This is a genomic window from Paraburkholderia sp. (assembly GCF_026225065.1).
In the GTDB taxonomy this organism is placed as follows: domain Bacteria; phylum Pseudomonadota; class Gammaproteobacteria; order Burkholderiales; family Burkholderiaceae; genus Paraburkholderia.
In genome coordinates this window covers 1-11,616 of sequence record NZ_JAMFSB010000447.1, presented here as the reverse complement: position 1 = coordinate 11,616, position 11,616 = coordinate 1, and the positions used below count along the sequence as shown (strand labels likewise).

16 protein-coding genes and 1 pseudogene are annotated in these 11,616 nt (G+C 63.2%); all 17 read left to right on the top strand.

The window, feature by feature from the left end:
* Positions 1–247 (top strand): ABC transporter permease (locus tag M0954_RS30155; RefSeq protein ID WP_297357156.1); only part of this gene is annotated, 247 nt, incomplete at its 5' end.
* Positions 248–262: 15 nt separating this feature from the next.
* Positions 263–502 carry a BolA family protein gene (locus M0954_RS30150; protein ID WP_074262648.1) on the top strand — a complete coding sequence of 80 codons (240 nt, stop codon included), beginning with the start codon at positions 263–265 and terminating at the stop codon, positions 500–502.
* A gap of 111 nt (positions 503–613) precedes the next feature.
* Positions 614–1,876, top strand: coding sequence for a UDP-N-acetylglucosamine 1-carboxyvinyltransferase (gene murA, locus M0954_RS30145; protein WP_297357154.1), 1,263 nt, complete (start codon positions 614–616; stop codon positions 1,874–1,876).
* Complete coding sequence (gene hisG / locus M0954_RS30140) at positions 1,873–2,571, top strand: ATP phosphoribosyltransferase (protein WP_297357152.1); 699 nt, start codon at positions 1,873–1,875, stop codon at positions 2,569–2,571. The genes murA and hisG overlap by 4 nt, the downstream gene beginning before the upstream one ends.
* A 77-nt stretch (positions 2,572–2,648) precedes the next feature.
* Positions 2,649–3,971, top strand: a complete 1,323-nt coding sequence (gene hisD / locus M0954_RS30135; protein ID WP_297357150.1) for a histidinol dehydrogenase — start codon at positions 2,649–2,651, stop codon at positions 3,969–3,971.
* Positions 3,972–4,093: 122 nt separating this feature from the next.
* A complete protein-coding gene (gene hisC / locus M0954_RS30130; RefSeq protein ID WP_133892484.1) occupies positions 4,094–5,164 on the top strand; it encodes a histidinol-phosphate transaminase in 1,071 nt (356 codons plus the stop codon).
* A 94-nt stretch (positions 5,165–5,258) separates the two neighbouring features.
* The gene (hisB, locus tag M0954_RS30125) at positions 5,259–5,846 is read left to right on the top strand and encodes an imidazoleglycerol-phosphate dehydratase HisB (RefSeq protein ID WP_074262644.1); all 588 of its coding nucleotides are present in this window, start codon (positions 5,259–5,261) and stop codon (positions 5,844–5,846) included.
* A 169-nt stretch (positions 5,847–6,015) separates the two neighbouring features.
* The gene (hisH, locus tag M0954_RS30120) at positions 6,016–6,657 is read left to right on the top strand and encodes an imidazole glycerol phosphate synthase subunit HisH (protein WP_122152701.1); all 642 of its coding nucleotides are present in this window, start codon (positions 6,016–6,018) and stop codon (positions 6,655–6,657) included.
* A 210-nt stretch (positions 6,658–6,867) separates the two neighbouring features.
* Positions 6,868–7,620, top strand: coding sequence for a 1-(5-phosphoribosyl)-5-[(5-phosphoribosylamino)methylideneamino]imidazole-4-carboxamide isomerase (gene hisA, locus M0954_RS30115; protein WP_122152700.1), 753 nt, complete (start codon positions 6,868–6,870; stop codon positions 7,618–7,620).
* 123 nt (positions 7,621–7,743) lie between these two features.
* Positions 7,744–8,517 (top strand): annotated as a pseudogene (hisF, locus tag M0954_RS30110) (imidazole glycerol phosphate synthase subunit HisF).
* 1 nt (position 8,518) lies between these two features.
* Positions 8,519–8,929: a phosphoribosyl-AMP cyclohydrolase gene (hisI, locus tag M0954_RS30105; RefSeq protein WP_171991746.1), complete on the top strand. Its 411-nt coding sequence runs from the start codon at positions 8,519–8,521 to the stop codon at positions 8,927–8,929.
* Positions 8,926–9,300, top strand: a complete 375-nt coding sequence (locus M0954_RS30100) for a phosphoribosyl-ATP diphosphatase (protein ID WP_122152698.1) — start codon at positions 8,926–8,928, stop codon at positions 9,298–9,300. Before hisI ends, M0954_RS30100 begins: the two co-directional genes overlap by 4 nt.
* A gap of 56 nt (positions 9,301–9,356) precedes the next feature.
* Positions 9,357–9,752 (top strand): hypothetical protein, encoded by a 396-nt coding sequence (locus tag M0954_RS30095; protein ID WP_074262639.1) that lies wholly within the window; start codon positions 9,357–9,359, stop codon positions 9,750–9,752.
* A 43-nt stretch (positions 9,753–9,795) separates the two neighbouring features.
* Entirely contained in the window at positions 9,796–10,161 is a 366-nt protein-coding gene (locus tag M0954_RS30090; RefSeq protein WP_074262638.1) for a histidine triad nucleotide-binding protein, read from the top strand.
* 287 nt (positions 10,162–10,448) lie between these two features.
* Positions 10,449–10,682, top strand: coding sequence for a Sec-independent protein translocase subunit TatA (gene tatA / locus M0954_RS30085; protein WP_122152696.1), 234 nt, complete (start codon positions 10,449–10,451; stop codon positions 10,680–10,682).
* A 38-nt stretch (positions 10,683–10,720) separates the two neighbouring features.
* Positions 10,721–11,251, top strand: coding sequence for a Sec-independent protein translocase protein TatB (gene tatB / locus M0954_RS30080; protein ID WP_297357148.1), 531 nt, complete (start codon positions 10,721–10,723; stop codon positions 11,249–11,251).
* A gap of 34 nt (positions 11,252–11,285) precedes the next feature.
* Positions 11,286–11,616 (top strand): twin-arginine translocase subunit TatC (locus M0954_RS30075; protein WP_297357146.1); only part of this gene is annotated, 331 nt, incomplete at its 3' end.

The following is an 11,616-nucleotide window of genomic DNA, read 5'->3' as shown; positions in this document are numbered from 1 at the left end:
TTTTCTGATCATGCCGCTCACGTTCCTGTCGGGCGTGTTCTACTCGACGCACACGCTGCCGCCGCTGTGGCGTGAAGTGTCGCGGCTTAATCCCTTTTTCTACATGATCGACGGCTTTCGCTACGGTTTCTTCGGGGTTTCGGATATCGATCCGCTCGTGAGCCTGGCCATCGTCGCCGGTTTCTTTGTGGTGCTGGCCGTGGTGGCGATGCGCATGCTCGCCTCCGGCTTCAAGCTGCGCCACTGACGAGGAGTATTCCCCATGTTGCCGACTCCCGAACAGGTCAAGCAATACATCGCGGTTGGACTCGCCTGCGAGCATCTCGAAGTGGAAGGCGACGGTCAGCATTTCTTTGCGACCATCGTGTCTCCCAGCTTCGAAGGCAAGCGGCTGATCCAACGCCATCAACTCGTGTATGCGGCGCTCGGCGACCGCATGCGTGAAGAAATCCACGCGCTCAGCATGAAGACGCTGACGCCCGCCGAATGGCAAAACGCGTAATCTGGAACGTTAGTGCGAATTACACAAGACAGGCGTGAGGCCGGTAGCGGCGCCGCCGCAGCAAGCAAAGCAGCCCCGGTAGCAAGCCGGGAAGATCAGGAAACGACAGGTATGGACAAACTCGTCATTGAAGGCGGCCAGCGGCTGGCCGGTGAGATCGTGGTCTCGGGGGCGAAGAACGCTGCCCTGCCGATCCTGTGCGCCGGCCTGCTGAGCGCGGAGCCGGTTCATCTCGAAAACGTGCCCGACCTGCAGGACGTGCGCACCACGCTCAAGCTGCTCAACCAGATGGGTGTGCGCAGCGAAGCGGGCGCGGGGCGCGTGTCGCTCGACGCGTCGAAGGTGGACAATCTCGTTGCGCCGTATGAGCTGGTGAAGACCATGCGCGCCTCGATCCTCGTGCTCGGGCCGCTGCTCGCGCGCTTCGGCGAGGCGAAGGTGTCGCTCCCGGGCGGCTGCGCCATCGGCGCGCGGCCGGTCGACCAGCACATCAAGGGTCTGCAGGCGATGGGCGCGGAGATCACGATCGAGCACGGCTTTATCGAAGCTCGCGCGAAGCGTCTGAAGGGCGCGCGCATCGTGACCGACATGATCACCGTCACTGGCACCGAGAATCTGCTGATGGCAGCGGTGCTGGCTGAAGGCGAGACCGTGATCGAGAACGCCGCGCGTGAGCCGGAAGTGGGCGATCTCGCGCATCTGCTGGTTGAGATGGGCGCGAAGATCGACGGCATCGGCACGGACCGTCTGGTGATCCAGGGCGTCGACAAGCTGCACGGCGCGAAACACACGGTGATTCCGGACCGTATCGAAGCCGGCACGTTCCTGTGCGCGGTGGCCGCGGCCGGTGGCGACGTGATCCTGCGCCATGTGCGTCCGCTAATCCTCGAAGCCGTAACGGAAAAGCTGCGCGAAGCCGGTGTGACGATTGAAGAAGGCGACGACTGGATGCGCGTGCGCATGGACCAGCGCCCGCTCGCGGTGGGCGTGCGTACCTCCGAGTACCCGGCCTTCCCGACCGACATGCAGGCGCAGTTCATGGCACTCAATACGATTGCCAGCGGCACTGCTCAAGTGGTCGAAACGATCTTCGAAAACCGCTTCATGCACGTGCAGGAGCTGAACCGCCTCGGCGCCAGCATCACGATCGACGGCAACACGGCACTCGTGAACGGCGTCGACAAACTGTCGGGCGCCAAGGTGATGGCCACCGACCTGCGCGCTTCGGCGAGCCTCGTGATCGCCGGCCTGTGTGCCGACGGTGAGACGCTGATCGACCGTATCTATCACCTCGATCGCGGCTACGACCGGATGGAATCGAAGCTGACGGCGGTCGGCGCGAGAGTGCGCCGCATTGCAGGGAGCCAGGCATGAGCTCGGCACCGCAAACTTCTTCGTCCCCGGCCGTGAGCGCGCCGTTGACGCTCGCGCTGTCGAAAGGGCGTATCTTCGAAGAGACGTTGCCGCTGCTTGCAGCGGCCGGTGTGCAGGTCGCCGAAGATCCGGAAACCTCGCGCAAGCTGATTATGCCGACCACCGACGCCAATCTGCGCGTGATCATCGTGCGCGCCACAGACGTTCCCACCTACGTCGAATACGGCGCGGCCGACTTCGGCGTGGCGGGCAAGGACGTGCTGCTCGAGCATGGCGGCAGCGGCCTGTATCAGCCGATCGACCTCGACATCGCGCGTTGCCGGATGTCGGTCGCCGTGGCGGCGGGCTTCGATTACGAGAACGCGGTGCGCCAGGGTGCGCGTCTGCGGGTGGCCACCAAATACGTGGAAACCGCTCGTCAGCATTTCGCTGCGAAGGGTGTGCACGTCGACCTGATCAAGCTGTACGGTTCGATGGAACTCGCGCCGCTGGTGGGTCTTGCCGATGCGATCGTCGACCTGGTCAGCTCGGGCGGCACTTTGCGGGCCAACAATCTTGTCGAGGTGGAAGAGATCATGCCGATTTCGTCGCGCCTCGTCGTGAACCAGGCGGCGCTCAAGCTTAAGCGCGATGCGCTGCGGCCGTTCCTCGACGCGTTCGAACGCGCGTCGCGGCAAGCCAATGCGGCGGCCTGACGGCGCCTGTCGATGCGTGATACTGCCTGACGCTCGTTAAAGGTCCTCAGGCGCGCTTTACCGAAACGGATACCAGCATGTCTATCAAGATTCGCAAACTCGATTCCAGCGCTCCCGATTTCCGGAAGGCGCTGCACGCGGTGCTCGCGTTCGAGGCGAGCGAGGATGAAGCGATCGAGCAATCGGTCGTACAGATTCTGGCCGACGTGAAGGCTCGCGGCGACGCAGCGGTGCTCGAATACACCAACCGCTTCGACCGTCTCAAGGCGTCGAGCGTGGCCGAGCTCGAATTGCCGATGTCGGAACTCGAAGCCGCGCTGGAAGGACTCGACCCGCGCCGCCGTGCCGCGCTTGAAGCCGCCGCCGGACGCGTGCGGGGGTATCACGAGAAGCAGAAGATCGAATGCGGCAGCCATAGCTGGCAATACACAGAGCCGGACGGAACCCTGCTGGGCCAGAAGGTCACTCCGCTGGATCGCGCTGGTATCTACGTGCCAGGCGGCAAGGCGGCGTATCCGTCGTCGGTGTTGATGAACTCGATTCCCGCACGGGTGGCCGGTGTGCGCGAAATCGTTATGGTGGTGCCGACTCCGGACGGGGTGAAGAATCCGCTGGTGCTGGCGGCTGCCTTGTTGGGCGGGGTTGATCGCGTGCTCACCATTGGCGGCGCCCAGGCTGTCGGCGCGCTCGCTTACGGCACCGCCACCGTGCCTGCAGTCGACAAGATCTGCGGCCCGGGCAACGCCTATGTCGCCTCGGCCAAGCGCCGCGTGTTCGGCACGGTCGGCATCGACATGATCGCCGGCCCGTCGGAAATCCTGGTGCTGTGCGATGGCACCACCGATCCGCGCTGGGTCGCCATGGACCTGTTCTCGCAGGCTGAGCACGACGAGCTCGCGCAATCCATCCTGCTGTCCCCGGACGAAACCTTTATCGCCCGCGTGCACGAAGCGATCAATGAACTGCTGCCAACCATGCCGCGCCGGGACGTGATCCGTGCCTCGCTGGAAGGGCGCGGCGCGCTGATCAAGGTGCGCGACATGGCAGAAGCCTGCGCGATCGCCAACGACATCGCGCCGGAACACCTCGAAATCTCCGCGCTCGACCCGCATCAATGGGGCAAGCTGATCCGCCATGCAGGCGCGATCTTCCTCGGCCGCTACACGAGCGAAAGCCTCGGCGACTACTGCGCAGGCCCGAATCACGTGCTGCCTACGTCACGCACCGCACGGTTCTCGTCGCCGCTCGGCGTCTATGATTTCTTCAAGCGCTCGAGCGTGATCGAAGTCAGTGCGGAAGGTGCGCAGACCCTGGGTGAGATCGCGGCCGAACTGGCGTATGGTGAAGGACTGCCTGCGCATGCCCGCAGCGCCGAGTACCGGATGAAGCAGAACGGCTGAGCGCGTCGGGTATCCCAGTCAGGTGTCGTTCAGCCGGCTCCTTTAGCAGAACATTGACCAACCGGGGCGGCGCTTGCGCCGTCCCTGCATGACCTGCCCCACGTCGGCCGGTCCGCCCATCCATGACGACACCTCAAGACATCATTCGCCGCGACGTCCTCGCAATGACGAGCTATCCGGTTCCCGACGCCACGGGCTTCGTGAAGCTCGACGCCATGGAGAACCCGTTCTCCTTGCCGGCGCCGCTCGCAGCCCAGCTCGGCGAGCGTCTGTCCCGCGTCGCGCTGAACCGCTATCCGGCGCCTCGGCCAGAGGCCCTGCTCGCCAAGATCAAGCGGGTGATGGACGTGCCGGCAAACTGCGAAGTTCTGCTTGGCAATGGCTCGGATGAACTGATCAGCATGATCTCGATGGCCTGCGCGCAGCCGGGTGCGAAAGTGCTCGCACCGGTGCCCGGCTTCGTGATGTATCAGTTGTCGGCCAGGCTGGCGAATCTGGACTTCGTCGGCGTGCCGCTGAAGACGGATTTCTCGCTCGACACTGAGGCAATGCTCGTGGCCATTGCCGAGCATCAGCCGGCCATCGTCTATCTGGCGTATCCGAACAACCCGACCGGCACGCTGTACGACGACGCGGACGTGGAGCGCATCATCGCCGCTGCGGACAAGAGCCTGGTGGTGATCGACGAGGCCTATCAGCCGTTCGCGCAGCAAAGCTGGCTGCCGCGCGCCGATGCGTTCGACAACGTGGTCGTGATGCGCACGGTTTCCAAGCTCGGCCTCGCCGGCATTCGCCTCGGCTATCTGGTCGGACGCGCGGGCTGGCTCACCGAGTTCGACAAGGTGCGGCCTCCTTACAACGTTAATGTGCTGACCCAGGCTACCGCTGATTTCCTGCTCGATCACCTCGACGTGCTCGATGCCCAGGCCGGTCAACTGCGCGAGGAGCGCACGAAACTGGCGCACGCCGTGGCCCAGTTGCCGGGCGCGGAGGTCTTCCCGAGCGCGGGTAACTTCCTGCTGGTGCGGGTACCTGATGCATCCGTTATGTTCGACACGCTGCTGACTGCGCGGGTTTTGATCAAAAACGTGAGTAAAATGCATCCATTGCTGGCGAATTGCGTACGCCTGACGGTCGGTTCCCCTGAAGAAAACACGCAATTGCTGGCCGCACTGAAACTCGTGCTGCATTAAATGGCGTGCCGTTACGCCGCGCACCGCCGGGCGGGCGCGGCATTCGGCGTTCCCCCAACTCCCTTTCTTTCATAGTCAGATTCGAGGAATTACCATGCGCCAGGCGGAAGTCGTTCGCGACACTAGCGAAACGCAGATCCGTATCAAGATCAATCTGGACGGCACCGGCAAGCAGAAGCTCGCCACCGGTGTGCCGTTCCTCGATCACATGCTCGACCAGATCGCGCGGCATGGATTGATCGATCTCGACATCGAGGCGCATGGCGACACGCATATCGACGACCATCACACGGTCGAAGACGTCGGCATCACGTTGGGGCAGGCGGTCGCGAAGGCCGTCGGCGACAAGAAGGGCATTCGCCGCTACGGTCATTCTTACGTGCCGTTGGACGAAGCCCTGTCGCGCGTCGTGATCGATTTCTCCGGCCGGCCGGGCCTCGAATTCCATGTGCCGTTTACGCGTGCGCGCATCGGTACGTTCGACGTCGATCTGTCCATCGAATTCTTCCGCGGCTTTGTGAACCACGCTGGCGTGACGCTCCATATCGACAACCTGCGCGGCCTGAACGCCCATCACCAGATGGAAACGGTGTTCAAGGCGTTTGGACGAGCCCTGCGCATGGCGGTGGAACTGGATGATCGCGCGGCAGGGCAGATTCCGTCGACCAAGGGCAGCCTGTAAGCATCCCAGACCTGTTGCCGCTGCGCGCGGGACTCCTTGCCGGGCGCAAAACCTGAGGCGGCCGGGCGTTTCCAGGCGCAGACTAACCGGACCGGGCGTGCGCTTTGCGACGGGTATCCTCAAGTCGTTCACCTCGTCCGTTGGGCGAGGCGTTACTGTCTAACTTGAAATGAAAACTTCGATTGCGATTGTGGATTACGGAATGGGCAACCTGCGTTCGGTCGCCCAGGCGTTGAGGAAGGCCGCGCCGGACGCGGACGTGGCGATCGTCGACCAGCCGGAAGCGATCCGTGCGGCTGACCGTGTCGTGCTGCCCGGCCAGGGCGCAATGCCCGACTGCATGCGCTGTCTCGGTGAATCGGGCCTGCAGGAGGCGGTGGTTGAAGCGTCGCGCAACAAGCCGCTGATGGGCGTATGCGTGGGCGAGCAGATGTTGTTCGACTGGAGCGCCGAGGGCGATACGCGCGGCCTCGGCCTGCTGCCTGGCAAGGTGCTGCGCTTCGATCTGGAAGGTCAGTTGCAGGACGACGGCTCGCGCTTCAAGGTGCCGCAGATGGGCTGGAATCGCGTGCGCCAGGCGTTGCCGCACCCGCTGTGGGACGGCGTCGCGGATAACAGCTTCTTCTACTTCGTGCACAGCTACTACGTAGCGCCAGACAACGCGGCGCACACCTCGGGCGAGACCGTGTACGGTGTGCCCTTTACGTCGGCGGTGGCGCGGGACAACATCTTCGCGACGCAATTCCACCCGGAGAAGAGCGCCGAAGCGGGACTGCGTGTGTATCGAAACTTCGTGCACTGGAACCCGTGAGCGCCTACCGTTTAATAGCCGGTTCTGTTGGGTGCCGTTTGCCCTATGCCGGCCCCGCGTCCGAACCTGAGTTCCCGAAGCCCGCATACACATGCACCGGGGTACTGAAAGAGTTGTACTAAACTAGCGAAACGGTGCGCGGGCGGGCTTACCCCGCTTGCTCGGCGCCGGCCGACTTTAAACCTTCTTCCCTGACAACACCCGATTGCTATGCTGCTGATTCCCGCCATCGACCTGAAAGATGGTCAGTGTGTACGCCTTAAACAGGGCGACATGGACCAGGCGACGATTTTTTCCGAGGAACCGGCGGCTATGGCCCGACATTGGGTCGACCGCGGTGCCCGGCGCCTGCATCTCGTCGACCTCAATGGAGCGTTCGCCGGTAAGCCGAAGAACGAAGACGCGATCCGCGCGATCATCGAAGAGGTCGGTGGTGAGATTCCCGTCCAGCTGGGCGGCGGGATCCGCGACCTGAACACGATCGAGCGCTATCTGGACGACGGTCTGTCGTACGTGATCATCGGCACGGCGGCGGTGAAAAATCCCGGTTTCCTGCAGGACGCCTGCACGGCGTTCGGCGGCCATATCATCGTGGGCCTGGACGCGAAAGACGGCAAGGTCGCCACGGACGGCTGGAGCAAGCTGACCGGTCACGAAGTCGTCGATCTCGCGCGCAAGTTCGAGGACTACGGCTGCGAGTCGATCATCTATACCGACATCGGCCGGGACGGCATGCTCCAGGGCATCAACATCGACGCGACGGTGCGTCTCGCGCGCGCGGTGAAGATTCCGGTCATCGCAAGTGGCGGGCTGTCGAATCTCGCCGACATCGAAGCGCTGTGCGAAGTCGAAATCGAAGGCATCGAAGGCGTGATCTGCGGGCGCGCCATCTATTCGGGCGACCTCGATTTCACGGCGGCACAGACGCTCGCCGACAAGCTGCGCGAGTCGGACGACGCCTGAGCGCGGCGGCCCGCGCGTGTGCTAGCGCTGGGCTTGTGGGCCCTGCGCGGCAACGCGCGCCGGCATTGCGCCGCTCGCCTCGGAGCGGCCTCATCAGCGGTATTGGCAAGAATTTGCACGATCATGGCTCTAGCTAAACGCATCATCCCCTGTCTGGACGTCACGGCTGGTCGCGTGGTCAAGGGCGTCAACTTCGTCGAACTGCGCGATGCGGGCGACCCCGTCGAAATTGCCCGTCGCTACGACGAGCAGGGCGCCGACGAACTCACCTTCCTCGACATCACGGCCACCTCCGACCAGCGCGACCTGATCCTGCCGATCATCGAAGCAGTTGCCTCGCAGGTGTTCATTCCGCTGACGGTCGGCGGCGGCGTGCGCGCGGTCGAAGACGTGCGGCGTTTGCTCAACGCTGGCGCGGACAAGATCAGCATGAACTCGTCGGCCGTGGCGAACCCGCAACTGGTGCGCGACGCGACCGACAAATACGGCTCGCAATGCATCGTGGTGGCGATCGACGCCAAGCGCGTCTCCGCGGACGGCGAACCCCCGCGCTGGGAAGTCTTCACACATGGCGGGCGCAAGGCGACCGGGCTGGAAGCGGTCGAATGGGCGCGCAAAATGGCCGAACTCGGCGCCGGCGAAATCCTGCTCACCAGCATGGACCGCGACGGCACCAAGAGCGGCTTCGACTTGGCGCTCACGCGCGCCGTGTCGGACGCCGTATAGATTCCTGTGATTGCCTCGGGCGGCGTCGGCTCGCTGCAGCATCTCGCAGACGGCATCAAGGACGGTCACGCGGACGCCGTGCTGGCCGCGAGCATCTTCCACTACGGCGAACACACGGTCGGCGAAGCCAAGCGCTTCATGGCCGACCAGGGTATTTCGGTGAGGTTGTGACGTGGTGAATCCTACGGCTGTAGATTGGCTCGACAAGGTGAAGTGGGACGCGAACGGCCTCGTGCCGGTGATTGCCCAGGAAGCGTCGAGCAACGACGTGCTGATGTTCGCGTGGATGAACCGCGAGGCGCTCGCCAAGACGGTCGAGACCGGCCGCGCGGTGTATTTCTCACGCTCGCGCCAGCGCCTGTGGTTCAAGGGCGAAGAGTCCGGTCACGTGCAACATGTGCACGAAGTGCGGCTCGACTGCGACGAAGACGTGGTGTTGCTGAAGGTCGAGCAGGTGTCGGGCATCGCTTGTCATACCGGCCGCCACTCGTGTTTTTTCCAGAAATTCGAAGGGACGGTCGACGATGGCGACTGGGTCGCGGTCGAACCCGTCCTGAAAGACCCCGAACACATCTACAAATGACGCAAAACTCGCAATCGACGAACGATACACTGCTGCGGCTTGCAGCCATCATCGACAGCCGCAAGGGCGGCGACCCGGACGTATCGTATGTGTCGCGCCTGTTCCATAAGGGCGACGACGCGGTGCTGAAGAAGATCGGCGAAGAAGCGACCGAGGTCGTGCTCGCCGCCAAGGACGTGCGCCAGGGCGGCGCGCCCACCGCGCTGGTCGGCGAAGTCGCCGACCTGTGGTTCCATTGTCTGGTGATGCTGTCGCATTTCGATCTGAGCCCGGCCGACGTGCTCACCGAACTCGAGCGCCGCGAAGGCATGTCGGGTATCGAAGAGAAAGCGTTGCGCAAGAGCCGCGACCGCGAGCAGAACGGCGACTGAAAGGCAACCGGGTGTCAACTGAACGTCAACCCAGTAACAGGAAGGAGGACGCAAGCATGGAACAGTCGCAAGGCGGATATCCGCCGCCCACGTACCGCAATGCCCTCGAATCCGAACGCGACCGCAGCGCCCGCACGCTGACGCACGTGCTGTATGCGCTGTACGCGGTCTACTGGTTGACGGGCGGCATCTCGGTGCTGATCGCCATCATCATCAATTACGTAAAGCGGCCCGACGTGATCGGCACGCCATACGAAGCGCACTTCCAGTGGCAGATGCGCACCTTCTGGTGGTGCATGCTCGGTTATCTGATCGGCGGCCTGCTGTTTTTTGTCGTGATCGGAATTCCTATCCTGTGGGCTGTCGGGATCTGGATGTTGTACCGTATCATCAAGGGCTGGCTGTATCTGTACGATAACAAGCCGCTAGTGAATCCGCGGGCGTGGTTCTGACCGTCGGTCTGGCCGCCTCGTCTGTTTGCGCCTCAGGACATCCATGAGCCACGATTCAAACTGCCTTTTCTGCAAGATCGCCGCGGGCGAGATTCCGTCTACCAAAGTCCACGAGGACGAGGAGTTCGTCGCTTTTCGCGATATTCGTCCCGCCGCCGAGACGCATGTGCTCGTGATTCCGCGCAAGCACATCGAAACACTGTCGAACTGCACCGAAAGCGATGCACCGCTGCTTGGTAGAATGCTTATATTGGTGGCGCGCCTGGCGCAGCAACTCGGCGTGGCCTACACGGGCGGCGAAACCGGTTTTCGCACGGTAATCAATACCGGGCCGGGCGGCGGTCAGGAGGTGTACCACCTGCACGCGCATATCCTGGCGGGGCCGCGCCCGTGGCAACGCATGGGGTGAGCTGAACGCTGCGGCCACTGCTCCATGAACCTGGCCATCCGGTCGGGTTCCGCTGGCGCCCTGGCTGGTGCATCATGTCGCACGATTGGACAAGGCGTTTTCTGCTGCAATGTAATGAGGGCGTCGTGATTCGCCGTAGACAATCATGCGCAGTGCCGCTGGGAGAATCTGAAGCAGCGGCGGCAACGTATAGATGAGGCGTACGCGTCTCGATTCGGGCCGTAAGGCGCACAGGGCCGCCGCGCGCAAATGCGATGCCGGCGGCGTCGGGGTTAAGGAGAGAAGTCATGGGTTCGTTTAGTATTTGGCACTGGCTGATTGTTCTGCTGATCGTTGCACTGGTGTTCGGCACGAAGAAGCTGCGCAATATCGGCACCGATCTGGGTGGCGCCGTGAAGGGCTTCAAGGAAGGCATGAAAGAAGCGGAGACACCGGGAGACCCGCAGCAGCGCGAGTTGCCGCGCGAAACGGTCGACGTCGACGCAAAAGAAAAGACGCCGCGTTCGAGCGATTACCGCTAAGCCGCGGCCCAACCGCGCACTGACGGGAACCACCCTCCATGCTGGACCTCGGTTTAACCAAGATGGCGCTGATCGGCGTCGTCGCACTGGTCGTACTCGGGCCGGAGCGGCTGCCGCGCGTCGCCCGCACCGCGGGGGCGCTGTTCGGCCGCGCGCAACGTTATATCAATGACGTTAAGGCCGAAGTCACGCGTGAAATCGAACTCGACGAATTGCGGCGCATGAAGACCGAGTTCGAGACCGCGGCGAGCAACGTCGAAACCAAGGTTCACGATACGATGCGCAAGCACGAATCCGAGCTGAACGACGCGTGGGGTTCGGGTTCGTCGGTAAGTCCAAGCATTGCCGGCGGCTCGCTTGAAAGCGCGGCGGGCAATTCGTCCGTATCCACCTCCTGGCATAGCCCGCCGGCCGCAGCGCCGAAGCGCAAGAACTGGCGTGTCAAGCAGACGGCAATGCCGACCTGGTACAAGCGCGCCACCACCCGCCGCACGCGCGTACAGTCGGGCGCGGCGCGCGTGGCGCGTCATACGCCGGTGAGCCTGCGCCGGCCGACCCGTTTCTTCTGATGACTCTGGCGATAATCTCCTACCGAGGGCCGGCGTGAGCGACCCCCAGCTAAATCAAACCGAAGGCACCGAAGAGACCTTCATTTCTCACCTCGTTGAACTGCGCGATCGCATCATTCGCGCCGGCATTGCCGTCATCGTGGTGTTTCTTGGGCTCGTCTACTGGGCGCCGGACATCTTCAGGCTGCTCGCGCGGCCCTTGATGGTGAATCTGCCGAAGGACGGCAAACTGATCGTCACCGATGTCACGGGTTCGTTCTTCGTGCCGATGAAGGTGACCATGATGGTTGCACTCGTCATTGCGCTGCCAGTCGTGCTGTACCAGATCTGGGCGTTCGTCGCGCCTGGGCTCTATCAGCATGAAA